Below are 17,505 nucleotides of genomic sequence, written 5' to 3' on the forward strand. Positions count from 1 at the left end.
GCCATGTGGGTGCGGCTGCCATCTCTCGGAAGCGTGGCTGGTTCCCTGTGCCAGGGTGCCTGGACCACTCAGACCATGCTCCCAGAGCATCCTGAGCCAAGACCATGATATCAGGTCGAATGTTGAGATGTCGTGCACAGGAGGTAGGATATGCCAGTTCTCAACACGTCGGTACCCTAGCGCATGCAGATGAGGTGAACGTGTCGCGCGGACGTTGGCTGGCGTGTGAGTGCCCTGATGCCTGGATCGTGCCGGCCCGTGGGATGGGCCAAGGGAGAGGGGCACACATGAGGGCCCTGGCCATCAAGGGCAGTCCGCACGAGGGCCCCAGTCGCTGAGCCTCATCCACTAGCTGCGCCGGCGCGCGTGGTACGCGTCGAGCCTCTCCTTGTACTCGATGCCCCGTCTGTGCAGGAATGCTCCGATGACGAGCGTGAGCGCCACGAGGATGGCGAGGAAGATGACCGTGAACGTGACCCACGACCACGGGTGCTCCGCCGGCAGCCAGCGTCCGAGCGCGGCGCAGCCCACGAGGACCGCATAGTACGTGAGGCCAAAGCCAAGGAGGCGCATGCTGTAGGCGAGGCGTCTCGTCGGACGCCAGTTGAACCAGACCTGCTGCAGGATGCCACCTGCAAGGCCCGCCACGATGTAGCTCAGGCAGAAGCGTGTGTTCTCGGTGAGGCCCTCGCGTGCGGCATCGATGCCGACCGCTGCCGCAAGCATGACGACGGCGATGAGGCTCCCCGTGAGCGCCCCTCGTCCGAGTGCGCCGCCCAGCTGGTCGTTCTCGCTCATGATCGTCTCTCCTTTGTCCCGTGGCGTTCCGTGCCTATCGTGCGATGCCGATGCGGCGCTTGATGTCCGCCGCATAGGTGCGTGTTGCGATGGCCACGTACCTGTCGTCCAGTACGAGCGCCAGCCTGCCGTTGGGCTCGGGGCGCAGCGCCGTCACGTGGTCGAGATTGACCAGCTCCTGACGTGACACGCGCACGCACTCGCTGTCCTGGAGCAACTCCTCCAGCTCGAAGAGCCTGAGGGGACTTTCGAGGCGCCGATGGTCGGACGTATGGATCCAGGCCCTCCGCTCGGTGGTCTCGATGTGCGTCACGGTGTCCAGCGCGATGACGCGCCGTTCCGGCGATCCGGGGGTGGGGTAGCCGGTGAGACGTCCGAACGTCGTGCGCACGCGTTCGGCTATGCGCTGACCACGCGGGTCTCCCGGGGCGATGCGGACCGTGACCTCAAGCTCCCTGCGTCCGGGCTCTTCGATGACGTTGACGTTCATGGGGCCTCTTCTCGCGGTGGTATCGTCCGCCTCGTACTCTAGCGGGCGCAGTGCCGTGCCGCAGCATCGTTGCACCGAGTTGCACAAGGAGCCCCCTCGCCTGCAGGGGCGCGTGGGTCATGGGCTCGTCAGGCGCTGGGGGCCGGCCGAGCCGTCGGCCTCCCTGACCGTCACTTCCGCTCGCATGCATGCCAGGACGGACAGGGGAGGTGGCGCCATGGCTCGCCTTGGGGTGCTGGGCGCGGGGAACATCGCGCATCGCTTCGCACGAAGCCTTGCACATGTCGAGGGCGCCGAGCTCGTGGCCGCGAGCAGGCGCTCACGCGCGGGTGCCCGTCAGTTTCTGGACGAGGTGCCCGCCGCGTCGGGCGCGCGGGCCTACGGAAGCCATGCCGAGCTGCTTGAGGACGGTGAGGTGGACGCCATCTACCTCGCCCTGCCGCATGAGTTCCACCGCGAGTGGGCGACGCGGGCCATCGAGGCGGGCAAGGCGGTGCTCTGCGAGAAGCCCGCCATGCTGACGGCGGCGGACATGGCCCGGGTGGCAGACCTCGCGCGGGAGCGCGGCGTCCTCTTCATAGAGGCGATGAAGCCGCGCTTCGTGCCGCTCTACCCCCTCATCGTCCAGGCGCTGCCGAGCTTGGGAGCGATCCGCCTCGTCGAGGCCTCGCTCTGCAACGACATGCTGTCCTCCGTCATGGAGGCGGGCACGTATCACATGACGCCCGGTCCCGGGGCGGGGGTGCTGCTCGACTGCGGTACCTACTGTGCCGCCTGGATCGAGGACCTGTGCCCTGGTGTGCCACGTCTGACGTCAGTCGACGGCAGGCAGGTGCGTGACGTCGACGTCCATGTGGATGCGTGCATGGACTACGGAGGCATCAAGGTGCGTCTGGAATGCGCCTTCGATCGGGCCAAGCCTCGCGTGTTGCGGGTGGTCGGCACCGAGGGGAGCCTGCTGGTGGAGGAGCTCCATCGGCCCCAGCATGCCGTCCTGCAGCTGGAGAGCGAGCCCCCGCGGTCCCTTGGTGCACCCTATGCGATCGATGACCTCTATGACGAGATCGCCCATTTTGTGGGACTGGCAGAGATGGGCACCCTCGAGTCCCCCGTCATGCCCGCTAGGGACTCCGTTCACGCCGCCCTCATACTGGACGTGGTGCGCGCGGGCCTTGCGTCCCGTTGACGCAGAACTCGCAGAACTATACGGGGCCACGCGCAGGGCGTGACCCCACCGTACCGTCCTCGCGATCCGGACGTGGGCGCTACCCCATGAGCCCCTTGCCGGCGGCCCACGCCCCCGCGACACGCTCCCCGAGGGCGTAGTAGTCGTTGTGGAACTGGTCGAAGATGAGGGGGTTGACCTTGGTGATGTCGGGCGCGCCGTCCGCGGAGAGCACCGTCTCGTCCGCCAGCACGTTGACGATCCTGCCCACCACGCGGTAGCCGCTTACGGACTCGCCGGCCTCGAGCACCTCGCACTCCAGCGTGAGGGGGAACTCCTCGATGACGGGGGCGTCCACGTGCTCGCTCCTCGCGGCCGTCAGCCCGGAGCGCTCGAACTTGTCCGCCATCCTGTTGCCCGTCGCGATGCCGAAGAAGTCGGCCTCCTGGACGTGCGCGACGTCCGCGACGGCGATGGTGAAGGCCCGGCGCTCCTTGATGTTGGCGACGGTCCTGTGCGTCTCGGTGATGTTAGCGCCACCTTGTCGGTGCCGCAGATGCCGCCCCAGGCCATGTTCATGACGTCCACCGTGCCGTCCGGGCCGTAGGTGGCGATCATCAGCACGGGCATGGGGGCGAGGAACGGGCTGGGCTTGAAGGACCTCTTCATGGCGACCTCCTCCTTGGGGATGTGGGGCATGCGTACGCGAGACATATGCGTCGCTTTTCCAACGCTATCGTAGCACGGTGCGCGGCGGCTGGCCACGCTTGCCTCGTGTGGGTGCCGATTGGTTCATGTGGGTGCCTTTCTCCCGAGAAGGACTGACGTATCCGCAGGTTACGAAGACCCGTTCCGGGAGAAAAGCACCCACACGCAGCGAAAGGCACCCACACGGATGAAGGATCGGATCATCGCACCCACAGGGGGAACACCCGCGGATCGGCGCACACAGGACAGGCGTGGGCTGGCCGTGAGCATGAACGCCTTCTCGCCTTAGTCGCCGCGCTAGATCTTGTACGCAACGGCAGCGGCCTCCTCGGTCGCCTTGTTGGCCTTTCCTACCTCTTTCGCGTCTCCGATCACATAGACCTCAGGTGCCAGCCCCTTAAGTTCGGACTCAAGCGGATTGTACGGTTGCGACCATGGCGATGATGATGTTGTCAAAGCCCTCGGCAGTCCTCTCCGTGCCTTGCTGCCTGTAGGTTACGCCGTGCTCGCCGAACGACTCGATGGTTGCGCCCAGGATATACGTTGTGTCGTTGGAAGCGAGGCGAGCCTTGAGATGGGTCCCCACGCCGAGCACGCCGAAGTCCACCGTTTCGATCATGTCAATGAGGGTGCTCGTGCGTCCACCCCTCTCGCGCAGGAAATCGGCAGTCTCGAGTCCCACCAGGCCAGCACCGGCAATGAGGTTGTTCCTCCCCACGGTCACCTTTCCCTCTATGACGTCATTGGCCAAGACGACATGTGTCCCGTCAATGCCGGGGATGTTGGGACATGCTTGCAGGTGCTGGGGGTCGGTCATGTAGCCCATGCAGGACTGCAGGCAGTTGATGCAGGGAGCGATTTCCGAGACGTTCCCCTCTCTGACCTTGTTGGGAAACTCCGGCTCAGCAAGGGTCTGCCTGGAGATGGAGACGAAGTCCGCCTTTCCTGTTTCGAGGATGTCCTCGGCAATCTCGGGTGTGTTGATGCGGTCGATTGCGATGACGAGGATGGAGAGCCCCTGCCGTATCTCCTCGGCATTGCGGGCGTTGAAGCCCATGGGGACGTCCTCTGGGGCACTCATCCAGTCGAGTGAGGCATAGGTGCAGATGGTGGCCTCGACGGCGTCATAACCAGCCTTCTCAAAGTACTTTGCGAAGATCTTGGTATCGGATATCGTCATGCCACCGGGCACCTTCTCCTCGGCGGAGAGCTTGATGATGACCGGGTAGTCCGCACCGCACCGCTTCTTGATGTCCCTGACGATTTCGCAGGCGAAGCGTGCGCGATTTTCCAGTGAGCCGCCGAACTCATCGAAGCGCCTGTTGGTGAACTGCGAGAGGAACTGTTGCACCAGGTAGCCATGGCCCGCGTGTATCTCCACGCCGTCGAACCCGGCCTCCTTGGCCCTAACGGCCGCGTTCCCAAAGAGGTGGATGTTCTGCCACACCTCCTCGGTTGCGAGCTCGTGCGGGACCTCGTCAAAGATCGGGCATGCGAGTGGCGAGGGTGCCGAGACCTGATGTCCCAGGATGGCCTTCGTGTATTGCCTGCCGGGCTGATGCAGCTGCGGAAAGATCTTGCCACCGGCTGCATGTACCGCATCGGTGACCTTCTTCCAGGCGGGGATGTGCCTGTCATCGGCAAGGGACGGCTCGAAGGGCGTGCAGAACTCGTCCTCCTGGACCCTGCTGACCTCTGTGATGATGAGGCCGTACCCTCCCTTCGCACGCGCCTCGTAGTAGGCCACGGTGCGGTCGGTGGGGGTGCCGCCGAGCTCCGCGAATCCCACGCCCATAGCCCCCATGATGAACCTGTTCTTGAGCTCGAGCGAACCAATCTTCCTCCCCGGTTCGAATAGCTTGTCGTAGCGCATGGCAGCTCTCCTCCCCCTTGATAGCATGCTCCCCTTTGCCTCAATGCATGGAGCATGCCCCATCCCTGCCGCCTACGGCAGGGATGGGTGCGCCTATGCCTCGCAGTCCACGCCCGCGACGTTCGGGCGCCCCCGAGCGCATGGCCCACGGGGGCGCCCATGGGGCCGCCGGCCGCCCGCCTAGATGCGACCGGTCTCCCGTAGGGTCGTGCGGTCGTACCACGAGGAGAGCAGGTAGGGCATGGTTGCCTGTGCGTCAGCGTCGGCAAGCTTGCGCATGCCCCTCACCGTGAGGTCGAGTGTCGCGAGGCCGGCACCGATGACGGTGACCACGGGCAGCTCGCCCCAGGGGTCGTCGGGCGTGGAGCACACGTCGAGCCTGGTGACGTACGCAGGTTCCCAGCTCTTGTAGTCGTACTGCACGAGCGCGCCGAGCAGGGCGCCCGCGGTGAAGTCCGCCCCACCCTCGGCCCGTACGACGCGGTCGAAGTGATAGTAGAAGCCGCAGCCCTGGGTGGTCTTGCCCGCCGCGGGGGCCTGGAACACCCGGGACGTGAGCGGGCTGTTGTACTCGCCCAGGTCCATCTCGGCGTTGACGACCTGCCTGCCGCGCCTGCTCAGGCATGCGGTGACCCTGTCGCCGTCGCGGCGCATGACGAACTCGCCGCCCAGCTTCTTGGGCATCGAGCCGTTGTCGCGGCCCAGCTGCGTGGCCATCTCCGCGCCGTCGCCTCCCAGCAGCAGGGACAGCGAGTACTGGCCCAGCTGCTCGCCCGCGTAGCAGTATACGCCCAGGATCGCCTCGTAGTAGTCGTCGGTGAAGCTCGGGTTGTTGACGTGGTTGAGGGAGAGGGCCACCACGGGCATCGGGAAGGGGCTGAGCCCCGGCGGCAGGACGCGGGCGATGGCCTCGGGCGTCGTGGTGTAGGCGATGTAGACGCCCCGCTGGTTGCCCATGACGGAGGGGGAGCCGAAGCGCTCCACCTCGCTGTCCGCCAGATGGAAGCTCGCCTGGGGCCTCCTGTCCACAAAGAGCGAGCGTGCGGCGAGGTAGCCGCCGTGCGTGGCCGGCGAGATGTTGCCGTCCTGCATGGCGGAGCCCACCACCTGCACGTCCATGCCCCTCTCGCGCAGCTCGTCCGCGAGGCTGCGGTTGGGCCTGTTGCCCAACGAGAGCACCACGAGGTCGGCGGCGAGCTCGCTCGCCTCGCCGGTGTCGCTGCCCTCCAGGCTCACGCCGCGAGGGCTGACGGCGACGAGCTTCTGGCTCAGCTCGAAGGTGACGCCCTGCTTCCTGAGCCGGCCCATCACGTCCGCCACGTTGGTGGCGTTGGCGCCCGGTGCCACGGTGTCCACCATGTCCACCACGGTCGTGCTCGCGGCGCCCTGGTCCGCCACGTACTCGGCGGTCTCGAGGCCGGTGAGGCCCGCCCCCACCACGACCACCCTCCTGCCCGCGACCCTCACCTGGTCGTTCAGGACCTCCGGCACGGTGGCGACGCCGTCGCCCCCGATCCCGGGTAGGTCGGGGACGATGGGGCGGCCGCCCGTCGCGCAGATGACGGCATCGGGACCCAGCGCCATCACGGAGTCTGCCGTGGCGCGTTCGCCCAGGTGGATGTCCACGCCCAGTTCGGGCAGCACGGCGCCATAGTAGTCGGCGACGAAGCCCATCTTCTCCTTGTGGGGAGGGCGTCCCGCCAGGTTGACGTCGCCTCCGATCCTGTCGTCTGCCTCCAGCAGGGTCACGCGCATGCCGCGCCGGGCGCCCACCTCGGCGGCCGCCAACCCCCCGGGGCCTGCGCCGACGACGACCAGGTGATGGTGGCCGGTGCCCGGCACCAGGGGGCCATAGCGCCGCTCGTTGGCGCACTCCGCGTTGACGGCGCACTCGAGCGGCATGCACCGCTCGGCGTTCTCCTCGAGCGACTCGAAGCAGCGCAGGCAGCTGATGCACTTGCGGATCTCGGACACACGCCCCTCCTGGACCTTGCGGCCCCAGTCGGAGTCGGCGAGCCAGGCACGGCCGAGCCCCGCGAAGTCGATGATGCCCTCCTCCAGGAACCTCTCGGGCACCTCGGGCCCACGATAGGCCGAGACGGCGATGATGGGCAGCGAGCAGCCCGCGCGCACGGCGACGATGAGGTCGTGGCGCCAGCCCTCGGCGTAGCTCACCGGCTCGACGGAGGTTGCGCCCGTCTCGTAGATGCCGCAGGAGACGTCGATGAAGTCGATGCCCGCGCGCTCGAGCTCCTGCACGATGCGCACGCCCATCCTGATGTCGATGTACCCGCCCTCGGGGACGCCCATGGCCCCCAGGAACTCCTCCACCGAGAGGCGGCAGCCCACGGGGAGGTCCGTGCCACAGCGCTCGCGGATGCCCGCGATGATCTCCAACACCAGGCGCATGCGGCTCTCGAAGGAGCCGCCGTACTCGTCCTCGCGCTTGTTGGTGTAGGGCGAGAGGAACTGCTCGAGCAGGTAGCCATGGGCGCAGTGCAGCTCGATGCCATCGACGCCGGCCCTCTGGGCGCGCACGGCCCCCTCGATGAACTCGTCGCGGATGTGCTGCACCTCGTCATGTTCGAGGGCGCGCGTCCTCTGCTGGGTGTGCTTGCAGGGGATGGCCGAGGGGGCCACCACGGGCTGGCCGCCGATGAGGCTGGAGTAGGTCTCGCGGCCGGGGTGATGCAGCTGGAGGAACAGCTTGGCCCCATGGCGATGGACGGCGCCCACGAGCCGTGCGATGGCCGGGACGTTGCGGTCGCGCGTCACGGAGATCTGGCGCATGAGCCCCACGCCGGTGACGTCGTCCACGCGGCAGATCTCGGGCATGATGAGCCCGGCGCCGCCGACCGCGCGGGCCTCGTAGTAGGCGATCATCTCGTCGCTCGGCGTGCCGTCCAGGTTGGCCAGGCCGACGCCCATGGGCGTCATCACCAGACGGTTCTTGAGACGCACCCCCGCGATTCTCTCGGGCTCGAAGAGCCCCTCGTAGCTTGCCATAGCGCCCTCCCTCATGTGACACGCCGCGGCTTCGCCCCTGTGGCATCCATCGGTTGTATCGGGCCCGCGGCCGTGCGACGGGAGCGCCATCCCCCGATGGGCGCCCGTCGGCCCCATTGTGCGGCCGCGCTTCCGGTTGTGGGATGGGATGTCGGTGGGATGACGCCTGGGGCCCAGGGATGGTCTGGGACGCGATGGCCCCCCGAACGCGCGGAGGTGTCGGTGGCCGGAGGGCGGTGGCGACAGGACCGATGGGGCGGAACAGTCGTACACTGGCAGGGATTGCCTAGAGGGGCAGGGGCGCCCTCCCGCCCGATGCGCGGGGTCGTCCCTGACCGTGGCCACCACAGCATACGTGCTCCCAGAGGGGCGCGAGAGGGGAGACACCATGGACGCGCACGCGGCGTTTGAGGCATGGCTCGGGAGGCTCGACGCACAGGACCCGCTCCATGCGGAGCTCGAGGCCATAGCCGGCGACGAGGCCGGCATCACCGACCGTTTCTACCAGGAGATCGTCTTTGGCACGGCGGGCCTGCGCGGCATCTACGGCGCCGGCACCAACCGCATGAACCGCCTCACGGTGGGCCGCACCACCCAGGGCATCGCACGCTACATCCTGGGATCGGGGGAGGACGCCGGCCGCGGCGTGGTGATCGCCTACGACTGCCGCCATCACTCCCGCGAGTTCGCCGAACTTGCCGCCTGCATCCTGGCGGCCAACGGCATCCGCGTGCACCTCTTCGACGCCATGCGCGCCACGCCCGAGCTCTCCTTTGCCATCCGCAGGCTGGGTGCGCTCTCGGGCATCAACATGACGGCCAGCCACAACCCCAAGGAGTACAACGGCTACAAGGTCTACTGGGAGGACGGCGCCCAGATCTCCGGCGAGGTGTCGGACGGCATGCTGGGGGAGATCCAGGCGCTCGACCTCCTGGACGAGCCCAAGGCCCTTCCCCTGGACGATGCGCGCGAGCAGGGCCTCGTGAGCATGCTCGGCGCGGCCATGGACGATGCCTACCTCGCCTACGTGCTCTCGATGGCACAGCGTCCCGACGACCAGCTCGACCGCACGGTTCCCATCGTCTACACGCCGCTCAACGGCGCGGGCAGCATCCCCATGGCCCGCGTCGCCCGCGAGCGCGGCTTCACGAACTTTGCCATGGTGGCCGAGCAGAGCGAGCCCGACCCCGACTTCACGACGGTCCCCTACCCCAACCCCGAGAACCCGCAGGCCTTCGAGCTCGCGGAACGGCTGGGCCGAGAGCGGCAGGCGGACATCCTGATCGCCACCGACCCCGACTCCGATCGCCTGGCCATGGAGGTGCGTGAGGCGGACGGGAGCTACCGCTGGCTCAACGGCAACCAGACCGGGGCCCTCCTCATCGCCTACCTGGCCGAGAGCCAGCGCGAACGGGGCACCCTGCCCACGAACGCCGCTATGGTGCAGTCCATCGTGACCGGCGACTTCGGCCGGACCATCTGCGACGCGTACGGCATCCGCGTCTACGAGGCCCTGACCGGCTTCAAGAACATCTGCGGCCGCATCCCCGACCTCGAGCGCGACGGCTGCCGCTACTTCTTTGGCTACGAGGAGAGCATCGGCTGCGCGCCCAGCGACGTGGTGCGCGACAAGGACGGCATCTGTGCCGGCATGCTCATCATGGAGATGGCGGCCTACTACCGGCGCCAGGGCATGGGCATGGCCCAGGCGCTCGAGGCGCTCTACGAGCGCTATGGCCACTTCGCCGAGGACCAGGTCTCGCTGGTGCTGAAGGGGCAGGAGGGGGCGGCGCGCATCGGGCGCATCATGGACGCGTTCCGGCAGGATCCGCCCCAAAGCTTCGGGAGCCTGAGGGTGCGTGAGGTCATCGACTACATCGACGGCTGGCAGGATGTTCCCGCCTCGAACGTGCTGCGCTTCTCGATGGAGGATGGCTCGTGGTTCGCCATGCGGCCCTCGGGCACCGAACCCAAGATCAAGTTCTACTACTACTCGGTTGCGGACGACGCGCGACGCTCGCAGGCCGCCGTCGCCGAGATGCGCGAGGCCGTGTCGCAGCTGGTGGAGGGCATAGCGTAGGCACTTGGTGTGCCATCTTCACGTGTGTATAAAGCGGACGACCGTCTATATAGAAGACGGCCGTCCGTCTCATGTGACAGCCTAGATCAGTTCCATGACAGCATCATATTGTTTACTAAGAAGAAGATGATGAGCGCCAGAAGGAGGATGCCAATACCGATGAGCACCTTAATGAACGCATTAGCCATCACTGGTCCCTCCATTCGAAAGTAATTGCCTGGTCTGCACCGAGGGCACTTTGGAACATACCTCGTATATTTGCCTCAACGTTTGCCTTGGCCTCGTCGTACAACCCGTTATCGACTGTCTCGGATTCGCTTTTCTCCATGCACTGCTGTTGGAATGCATCGACATCCTTCACATGGATGGGGTTGAGAATGTTATTGTGCTCTTCCAGTACGCCGGAGGCATCCATGTCTGGTGTATTGGAAATGATGTAGGGCTGTGAGAGTGAGACCACGATGGTGCCGTCATCCTGTTGTGTGATAGACGCATCGGATAGGTTCACACCAGCCTTGATTGTTCCCACATAGCGATACCAGAAGCTGTTCTCGGTGAAGGGAATATCAATCGTGCCCAGAAGCGTGTCAATGTGATTCTTGTCCGTCTCTTTTTCTGTGATGTTATAACGCTGTGATGCACCAACCATCTCATTCTCAGCCTTGATACGCTCGAGGACGGTGGATGCCTGAAGTATTTCCGGTTGGTTCTCAGGAGTGTCCGGTGGGTTGTAGTTGATAAAAGCGATATGTCCAATAACGCCCAGTACCAAGCCGATGACTAGGCATAGAAGGCCTATGCCCAATCTGCTGTGCGGTCGTCTCGTGCCCTTACGTCTCTTCTTTGCGTACGTGTCCCTTTCGTCCTCTTCGTTATCCGCCACGGCCCCTCCCTTGTTTGCTGTTCAAAAGCTTAACTATTCTTACAAATTATCAGAAGAAACGAGCCGAGAGATCGACGGTTGTTGCATTTTTGCGGATGCTATGACGGCGTCAAATCGACTGCCGGTAATCATATGGGGCATGTGAGTGGGGAGGTACCACATGGATAGGGGCACCAAGTGCTTCGTGACGCGTGAGTGGTGGGTCGAGCACGGCGCGAGTCGCATCTATGGCGTGCTCCATCTCCCCGAGGGGGCGGCGCGAGGCTTCGTGACCTATGCGTTCGACTTCTGCGGAGGCTCTCCGGAGTCGCGTTCGACCGGTGTGACGACCGGTGCTCCATCAGGACCGAGGAAGCGGACCTCCCCGCCGCCCTTGGCGCCATGCCGGCCGAGTTCTTCTGCGCCCGTGGCGACGCCCGCGCGGGCCGTGCCGTCATGGCGCTGGGGGAGGCACAGCACAGGGACATGATCGCCAAGCGCGAGCCGGCGGAGGTGTACCATCATCTCTGCGGGAACCGCTTTGGGTTCTCTCCCAATGGGCTGGCGACGATGCTGGGCTAGGATGAGGGGGGGGGTGAGGCTTTCATGGGACAGACGAAGGACATCTATTTGGCAGGCGGCTGCTTCTGGGGCATCGACGAGTACTTCTCGCGCATCCCTGGTGTGGTGGGCACGGAGAGCGGCTACGCCAACGGCAGCACGGCCAACCCCAGCTACGAGGAGGTCTGCCACGGCTCCGGCCACGCGGAGACGGTGCGGGTGACGTACGACCCTGCGCGCGTGGGCCTCGCAACCATCGTGCGGCAGCTCTTCGAGGTCATCGATCCCACGTCGCGCAACCGTCAGGGTAACGACCGCGGCGTGCAGTATCGCACCGGGGTGTACTACACCGACGAGGCAGACCTGCCCGTGCTGCGCCAGGTCTTCGCAGACGAGCAGGCCGCCTACGACAAACCCATCGTCACCGAACTCATGCCCCTCGAGAACTTCTACATCGCCGAGGAGTATCACCAGGACTACCTCAAGAAGAACCCTGGCGGCTACTGCCACGTGGACTTCTCCTCGCTCAAGGGCCTGGGCTAGGGACTCGCTCGCCTACGCCTCGATGACCGTGGGCTCCTTGGGGTAGTGGTTCATGACCTCGCAGCCGTCCTCGGTGACGATGAGCAAGTCCTCGATGCGCACGCCGATCTCGCCGGGGATGTAGATGCCCGGCTCGATGGAGAAGCACTGGCCAACCTGCATGGGCTCGTCATGTGTGGACGAGACGTCGCCGGGCTCGTGGGCCGTGAGGCCGATCTGATGACCCAGGCGATGCGTGAAGTACGGACCGTACCCCGCATCCTCTATGATGCGCCGCGCCGTGAGGTCTATCTCGGCAAACGTGACGCCGGGCCGCACGATGGCCTCGGCGGCCTCGTTGGCACGGCGCACGGTGTCATACACCTCCAGCTGTCGTGCGGTGGGCTGGGCCGTGAAGAACGTGCGTGTCATGTCCGAGCAGTACCAGTCCCTCCTGCAACCCACGTCAAAGAGCACCATGTCGTCCCTGTGCAGCACGGTGTCATCCGGCTCGTGATGCGGGTCGGCGGCATTGGCACCAAAGCTCACGATGGGCGTGAAGCTGTGATCCTCGGCGCCCAGGCGGCGATACTCGCCAAGCAGCCCCTCGGCGATGGCCCGCTCGGTCACGCCCTCGTGCACCTGTGCCCTGAGCCAGTCCATGGCCTGGTCGTTCACGCTGCTGGCGGCACGCATGAGATCCTGCTCGTCAGGGGACTTGATGGAGCGGGCCCTATCCACGGCCTCGGACGCAAGCACGAATCCGCTTGCTGCGCCGACATCCATGAGGGGCAGGAGCCAGCGCGCGACAAGGCCCTTGTCCACGCCCAGCGGTGCGGCATGGTTGGTGCGGGCGGCAACCAGGGGTACGGGATCATCGGTGTCATCAAAGGTCACCACATCGTCCGCCCTGCCGCTGGCATCGGGGAACAGGCGATTGGCAAACAGCGTCGTGCGCACGCGGCCGTCTGCATCCATGCGGAGACAGAGTGCCAGAAAGCGCTCATAGGGCTCCGTGAAGTATCCTGTGAGGTACCAGATGGAGAGTGGCTCGCATACCAGCATCTGCGTAAGTCCCTGCTTCCTCAGGTTCTGCAGCACACGCATGGTGCGCCTGTCCGTTTCTTGGGCCATGTCATACCTCCTGGTAACTTTGTGTGAACAAATGTACCCTAGCGCGTTTGTGCCATAAAATGAACATTTAGAGCAAAGGACATCGCTGTCGCGTCTGCGGCTTGGCACTACGTACGTGGAGGTTCTTGATGGAGGTCACGGTTCCGTCCGTTAACAGGGTCGATCAGATTCACGAGGAACTGAGCAAGCTCAAGGGCACGCGCCTCAGGGTGCGTGCGAACCTTGGTCGCTCCCGTATCGTCGAGCGTAGCGGCGTGCTGGTAGGCATCCACCCCTCCCTCTTTGTGGTCGAGGTCGAGGAACGTCGTGGACGCAAGGCACGTCAGTCCTACCAGTACGTGGACGTGCTCACCTCCACCGTGGAGATCTACGATCCCGACACCGGGGAGCGCCTGCTGGACTTCTCCGAGGTGGAGTAGGGCATGAGCAAGGAGGTGCTCCTCAAGGCACCGGCAAAGCTCAACTTGCACCTGGGCATCCATCCCAGACGCGACGTGCGAGGCTATCATCGGGCGGATTCCCTGATGGTGGCTGTGGGCCTCTTTGATGAGGTCAGGATATGGGAGCGTGCGTCGGGGAGCGGCCTTTCCCTCTCCCTGAGCGAGGACGTGGGCGTGCCCGCGGAGCGGAATACCGTCTGGGTTGCCGCCCAACGCCTGTGCGAGGCATGCAACAGACCCAAGGATTATGCGATTGACGTGCGCAAGGCCATTCCCGTCCAAAGCGGGCTGGGTGGCTCGTCCTCGGATGCGGCCGGCGTGATTCTGGGGCTCTGCCGGCTGTGGGGTGTCGATGTGGGCGATCGGCGCGTGATGGACATCGCCCGCTCCGTGGGTGCGGATGTCCCCTTCTTCCTGCGGCCACGGCCTTCGCTGCTCGCGGGGGCAGGGGATGTGCTGGAGCAAACGTTGCCCGAGATCAAGGGGCTGCCCATCGTGTTGGTGCGGCCGCGTGATGGGGTGTCGACACCTGCCGCCTACCGTGCCTTCGATGAGGCGCCCATCAAGCCACACTCGCCCGAGGCGATGTGCCGGGCCGTCGGGCAGCGCGATGCCGCTGCCATTGCCGCGGCGCTCTACAACAACCTGGCTCTAGCTGCCGTGCGGCTGGTGCCTGCCTGTGCCGATGTCGTCTCGTGGCTCAAGATGCAGCCAGGCGTGCTTGGTGCCCAGGTGACCGGCTCGGGAAGCTGCACCTTTGGCATCTGTGAGCGCGCGGATGTTGCAGCGGAGGTGGCCGCTCGTGCGTATGGGCTGCGCGAGGGCTGGTGGACGTTCGCGTGCGAGACGGTTGGTTTGGGCGCACAGTTCTGTTAGAGTGACTCCGCTACGGGACGTAGCGCAGTTTGGTAGCGCGCACGGTTCGGGACCGTGAGGTCGCTGGTTCGAATCCAGTCGTCCCGACCACGGAAGTGCAGTTCAGGGGCTACTTTTAGCCCCTGAACTCCTTGTGTGACATGAAGCTGAAAAAGCCAAGCCCTTGCGCCGAAAAAGTCGATCCTCTGCGGTTCGGCCTTTCGGACGCAGATGAATACATGCGCCATTTGATTCGTGCGCCAGCGCCATGGCGTCCATAAGGCTTGCACACACATGGCGCGGCCTTGCCATGGAGTCAACAAAAATGGAGAGTCGACCCTCTCAAACAAGGGGAAATGGTCTTGTCTTGCGCGGCGGCGCAGCTCTCATTTGCGATGCCGGTACGGCTCGCGGCGGTGGGAAACATCGATGACGAGGACGATCAGCAGCTCGTCTTCGATGTCGCGCACGATTCGGTAGTCGCCGACCCGATAGCGCCACAGGCCAGCCATGTTACCGACAAGCGCCTTACCCATACTTCTCGGGTCTTCAAGCTGTGAAATCTCCCTGAGCTTCGTTGTGATCTGCTTGGCTACCTGCTTGTCCAGCCTCCTCATCAAGCGCTGGACGTCCTTGTCAATCTCAACCCGTCAAGCCAAGGCTTTTCTCCAGCCCATCAAGCGTCACAGCTGTAGATGAGGGAGCGAATTGGCCCCAAGTGCGTGCTGGCTCGTTCCTCCAGGCGCCTCAGGTGGCCCCCAAAGGCCCCTCTCACACGGCTTTGCTCCCTCATTCTGTCGTAAAAGCAACACATGTGGCCCTTCTCTCCCCTATATCATGGCTCCTTGTTGGGGAGAGGGCACGCACTTGGGGTCGATTCGCTCCACGAGCATAGCACCAGCAACTATGACGCTTGCCACATGCGTCCCTGTGCCTAGCGCCGCGGCACACACGACGGTCTATGTTGGATATCAAACGCAATTGTGCTTGGGAAGCCCTACCCTTGGTGCTGAGCGAGCCGATATGAAGGTAACTCTCGCGGGAGGAGACGGCATGGGTCTGTTGGCAGGTAGCGTGTTTTCCCTGGGTGCACGGAACGCCCCCATCGCGGGCTGTACCACGTCGGAGTCGCTTTATCGTGCCGACGCGTTTGTCGTGTCGACGTTCTCGCTCGCCCCTCGCACGGACATCAGTGCCGAGAGCTACGCCTATCACAAGCTCCTCATGGGCCTGGCCGGGCAGGTGCAGGTGTACCTGCAGGCAGGATGCGGCTGGCAGCTGGATGAGGGGGCGACGCTCGTCACGCCCAAGGACGCCCCCGTGGGGGTGCGTAGCTCCAATGGTGGTGTTTACCTGGAGATTTCCATGACAGAGGAGGCATCTATGAACGAGGCACTCGCGGCAGGTGAGGTAGTGAGGCTGGCAGACCTGCTGCCCTATCGGGAGGGCAGGGTCGTCAACATGGACCTGGCCCACAACGAGGGCTTCAAGCTCGCGCTCATGAGCTTTGATGCCGGCACGGGGCTTGATGAGCATGCCGCTCCCGGCGAGGCGCTGGTCTTTGCGCTCGACGGCGAGGGCATCATCGGCTATGAGGGCAGCGAGCACGTGATTCACGTGGGGGAGAACTTCAAGTTCGATCGTGGTGGCAGGCACTATGTCCGTGCCGACAGGCCCTTCAAGATGGCGCTGCTTCTTACCCTGCACTAGGAGAGGAGACGACCATGCGCAAGCAGGTAACGGGAAACGTCAGCTGGGTGGGCTACGTCGACTGGGAGCTCGAGAGCTTTCATGGCGATGACTACTCCATCAAGCACGGCTCGAGCCAGAACTCCTACCTCATCGAGGAGGAGGAGAAGACCGTCCTCATGGACACCGTCTGGGCACCCCACCGCCTTGACTTCGTGAGCAACCTCAAGAGCGAGATCGACCTCACCAAGATCGACTGCATCGTGGCCAACCACGGCGAGTGCGACCATGCCGGCTCACTGACCACGCTCATGGACGAGATTCCCGACACGCCCATCTACTGCACGGCCAATGCGGTGAAGTCGATCGAGGGACAGTTCGGCAAGCGTGGCTGGGACTTTCACGTGGTCAAGACCGGTGACGCCCTGGACATCGGCAACGGCAAGAAGCTCGTCTTCGTCGAGATGACCATGCTGCACTGGCCCGACTCCATGGCCACGTACCTTACCGGTGACAATGTGCTCTTCTCCATGGACGCGTTCGGCCAGCACCTCTCCGTCGAGGAGCTCTTCGCCGACAAGGCCGACCAGTGCGACCTCTGGCATGAGGCGCAGAAGTACTATGCCAACATCCTGAACCCGTTCTCGCGCTTCGTCGGCCCCAAGCTTGAGCAGATCGCCAGCCTCAACCTGCCCATCGACTACATAGCGCCCGCGCACGGCGGCATCTGGCGCGGAGACGACTGCGCCAGGATCATGGACGCGTATGCCCAGTGGGCCGATGCGTACCAGGAGGATCAGGTCACCATCGCCTACGACACCATGTGGCAGGGCACGGGGCGCATCGCCCATGCCATGGCGGCCGAGGTCCACCGCCAGAGCCCAGACACCGTGGTCAAGGTCTTCAACATCTCCAAGAGCGACAAGAACGAGGTCATGACGGAGGTGCTCAAGTCCAAGGCCCTCTGTGTGGGCTCGCCAACCGAGGGACAGGACATGCTCAGTAGTGTCGCCGGGTGGATGGCCTTCCTGAGATCCCTCAAGTTCCAGGGAAAGAAGGCGGCGGCATTCGGCTGCTACGGCTGGAGCGGCGAGTCGGTCAAGAGGCTCCAGGAGGCGCTCGCGGATGCGGGCTTCGATGTCATAGATGAGAGCGTCCGTGCACTCTGGGTGCCTGGCGAGGATGACTTCGCCCAGGTGCCGGCCCTCGTTCAGTCCCTGTTGGCATAGGGTGGCCGCCGCGCCGGGCGACCATGTTCCCCTCCGTCCCCTCCGATGGTGCGGGGCCTTCTCCAACGATGAGAAGACCCTCGCACGACCAGG

16 protein-coding genes and 1 tRNA gene are annotated in these 17,505 nt (G+C 64.7%); 9 read left to right on the forward strand and 8 right to left on the reverse strand.

Translation table 11 applies throughout. The annotated features are described in order from the left end of the window. Positions 1-348: 348 nt before the first annotated feature. Positions 349-798 (reverse strand): hypothetical protein, encoded by a 450-nt coding sequence (locus tag HMPREF1316_RS11735; protein ID WP_021727282.1) that lies wholly within the window; start codon positions 796-798, stop codon positions 349-351. Between the two features lie 34 nt (positions 799-832). Next, positions 833-1,288, reverse strand: coding sequence for a LytTR family DNA-binding domain-containing protein (locus HMPREF1316_RS11740; RefSeq protein WP_021727222.1), 456 nt, complete (start codon positions 1,286-1,288; stop codon positions 833-835). Between the two features lie 217 nt (positions 1,289-1,505). Between HMPREF1316_RS11740 and HMPREF1316_RS11745 the strand changes: the two genes are divergently transcribed. After that, on the forward strand, positions 1,506-2,474 hold the full coding sequence (locus tag HMPREF1316_RS11745; RefSeq protein ID WP_040652505.1) for a Gfo/Idh/MocA family protein: 969 nt from the start codon (positions 1,506-1,508) through the stop codon (positions 2,472-2,474). A gap of 79 nt (positions 2,475-2,553) precedes the next feature. Here HMPREF1316_RS11745 and HMPREF1316_RS11750 read toward each other — a convergent pair whose 3' ends face one another. The 3 genes from HMPREF1316_RS11750 to HMPREF1316_RS11760 form a co-directional block, all read right to left on the reverse strand. After that, entirely contained in the window at positions 2,554-3,021 is a 468-nt protein-coding gene (locus HMPREF1316_RS11750; protein ID WP_198009700.1) for a flavin reductase family protein, read from the reverse strand. Between the two features lie 549 nt (positions 3,022-3,570). Further along, positions 3,571-5,034 (reverse strand): NADH:flavin oxidoreductase, encoded by a 1,464-nt coding sequence (locus HMPREF1316_RS11755; RefSeq protein ID WP_021727171.1) that lies wholly within the window; start codon positions 5,032-5,034, stop codon positions 3,571-3,573. Positions 5,035-5,214: 180 nt separating this feature from the next. Then, complete coding sequence (locus HMPREF1316_RS11760) at positions 5,215-8,040, reverse strand: oxidoreductase (RefSeq protein WP_021727212.1); 2,826 nt, start codon at positions 8,038-8,040, stop codon at positions 5,215-5,217. Between the two features lie 337 nt (positions 8,041-8,377). On the opposite strand from HMPREF1316_RS11760, the gene HMPREF1316_RS11765 reads away from it, so the two are divergent. Beyond that, complete coding sequence (locus HMPREF1316_RS11765; RefSeq protein ID WP_198009690.1) at positions 8,378-10,120, forward strand: phospho-sugar mutase; 1,743 nt, start codon at positions 8,378-8,380, stop codon at positions 10,118-10,120. Between the two features lie 187 nt (positions 10,121-10,307). Here the strand turns inward: HMPREF1316_RS11765 and HMPREF1316_RS11770 are convergent, their stop codons facing one another. Next, positions 10,308-11,003 (reverse strand): DUF4230 domain-containing protein, encoded by a 696-nt coding sequence (locus HMPREF1316_RS11770; RefSeq protein ID WP_021727296.1) that lies wholly within the window; start codon positions 11,001-11,003, stop codon positions 10,308-10,310. Between the two features lie 198 nt (positions 11,004-11,201). Between HMPREF1316_RS11770 and HMPREF1316_RS14930 the strand changes: the two genes are divergently transcribed. Continuing rightward, positions 11,202-11,564: an Hsp33 family molecular chaperone HslO gene (locus tag HMPREF1316_RS14930; protein WP_269594767.1), complete on the forward strand. Its 363-nt coding sequence runs from the start codon at positions 11,202-11,204 to the stop codon at positions 11,562-11,564. 24 nt (positions 11,565-11,588) lie between these two features. Next, complete coding sequence (gene msrA / locus HMPREF1316_RS11780) at positions 11,589-12,086, forward strand: peptide-methionine (S)-S-oxide reductase MsrA (RefSeq protein WP_021727291.1); 498 nt, start codon at positions 11,589-11,591, stop codon at positions 12,084-12,086. Between the two features lie 12 nt (positions 12,087-12,098). On the opposite strand, the gene HMPREF1316_RS11785 is transcribed toward msrA, so the two are convergent. After that, on the reverse strand, positions 12,099-13,199 hold the full coding sequence (locus tag HMPREF1316_RS11785) for a M24 family metallopeptidase (RefSeq protein WP_021727247.1): 1,101 nt from the start codon (positions 13,197-13,199) through the stop codon (positions 12,099-12,101). A gap of 128 nt (positions 13,200-13,327) precedes the next feature. Between HMPREF1316_RS11785 and HMPREF1316_RS11790 the strand changes: the two genes are divergently transcribed. The 3 genes from HMPREF1316_RS11790 to HMPREF1316_RS11800 all read left to right on the forward strand — a co-directional run bounded on the left by HMPREF1316_RS11790 (position 13,328) and on the right by HMPREF1316_RS11800 (position 14,605). Further along, entirely contained in the window at positions 13,328-13,618 is a 291-nt protein-coding gene (locus tag HMPREF1316_RS11790) for a Veg family protein (protein ID WP_021727292.1), read from the forward strand. A gap of 3 nt (positions 13,619-13,621) precedes the next feature. After that, positions 13,622-14,515 (forward strand): 4-(cytidine 5'-diphospho)-2-C-methyl-D-erythritol kinase, encoded by an 894-nt coding sequence (ispE, locus tag HMPREF1316_RS11795; protein ID WP_021727218.1) that lies wholly within the window; start codon positions 13,622-13,624, stop codon positions 14,513-14,515. A 13-nt stretch (positions 14,516-14,528) separates the two neighbouring features. After that, positions 14,529-14,605 (forward strand) — tRNA-Pro (locus HMPREF1316_RS11800). A 275-nt stretch (positions 14,606-14,880) separates the two neighbouring features. Here the strand turns inward: HMPREF1316_RS11800 and HMPREF1316_RS11805 are convergent. Further along, entirely contained in the window at positions 14,881-15,135 is a 255-nt protein-coding gene (locus tag HMPREF1316_RS11805) for a type II toxin-antitoxin system RelE family toxin (RefSeq protein ID WP_269594777.1), read from the reverse strand. Between the two features lie 412 nt (positions 15,136-15,547). Here HMPREF1316_RS11805 and HMPREF1316_RS11810 point away from each other — a divergent pair, with 412 nt between their 5' ends. Both HMPREF1316_RS11810 and HMPREF1316_RS11815 read left to right on the forward strand, forming a co-directional pair. Next, the gene (locus HMPREF1316_RS11810) at positions 15,548-16,204 is read left to right on the forward strand and encodes a cupin domain-containing protein (protein WP_021727293.1); all 657 of its coding nucleotides are present in this window, start codon (positions 15,548-15,550) and stop codon (positions 16,202-16,204) included. Between the two features lie 14 nt (positions 16,205-16,218). Further along, positions 16,219-17,412 carry an oxygen-binding di-iron domain-containing protein gene (locus HMPREF1316_RS11815; protein ID WP_021727317.1) on the forward strand — a complete coding sequence of 398 codons (1,194 nt, stop codon included), beginning with the start codon at positions 16,219-16,221 and terminating at the stop codon, positions 17,410-17,412. Positions 17,413-17,505 lie beyond the last annotated feature (93 nt).

This window comes from Olsenella profusa F0195 (assembly GCF_000468755.1).
In the GTDB taxonomy this organism is placed as follows: domain Bacteria; phylum Actinomycetota; class Coriobacteriia; order Coriobacteriales; family Atopobiaceae; genus Olsenella_F; species Olsenella_F profusa.

What these genes read in the sequence shown, in the direction of transcription:
- HMPREF1316_RS11760 (WP_021727212.1), bottom strand. Translation starts at nt 8,040, where the DNA reads ATGGCAAGCTACGAGGGGCTCTTCGAGCCCGAGAGAATCGCGGGGGTG.
- HMPREF1316_RS11785 (WP_021727247.1), bottom strand. Translation starts at nt 13,199, where the DNA reads ATGGCCCAAGAAACGGACAGGCGCACCATGCGTGTGCTGCAGAACCTG.
- HMPREF1316_RS11745 (WP_040652505.1), top strand. Translation starts at nt 1,506, where the DNA reads ATGGCTCGCCTTGGGGTGCTGGGCGCGGGGAACATCGCGCATCGCTTC.
- HMPREF1316_RS11735 (WP_021727282.1), bottom strand. Translation starts at nt 798, where the DNA reads ATGAGCGAGAACGACCAGCTGGGCGGCGCACTCGGACGAGGGGCGCTC.
- HMPREF1316_RS11815 (WP_021727317.1), top strand. Translation starts at nt 16,219, where the DNA reads ATGCGCAAGCAGGTAACGGGAAACGTCAGCTGGGTGGGCTACGTCGAC.
- HMPREF1316_RS11790 (WP_021727292.1), top strand. Translation starts at nt 13,328, where the DNA reads ATGGAGGTCACGGTTCCGTCCGTTAACAGGGTCGATCAGATTCACGAG.
- msrA (WP_021727291.1), top strand. Translation starts at nt 11,589, where the DNA reads ATGGGACAGACGAAGGACATCTATTTGGCAGGCGGCTGCTTCTGGGGC.
- ispE (WP_021727218.1), top strand. Translation starts at nt 13,622, where the DNA reads ATGAGCAAGGAGGTGCTCCTCAAGGCACCGGCAAAGCTCAACTTGCAC.
- HMPREF1316_RS11810 (WP_021727293.1), top strand. Translation starts at nt 15,548, where the DNA reads ATGGGTCTGTTGGCAGGTAGCGTGTTTTCCCTGGGTGCACGGAACGCC.
- HMPREF1316_RS11755 (WP_021727171.1), bottom strand. Translation starts at nt 5,034, where the DNA reads ATGCGCTACGACAAGCTATTCGAACCGGGGAGGAAGATTGGTTCGCTC.
- HMPREF1316_RS11740 (WP_021727222.1), bottom strand. Translation starts at nt 1,288, where the DNA reads ATGAACGTCAACGTCATCGAAGAGCCCGGACGCAGGGAGCTTGAGGTC.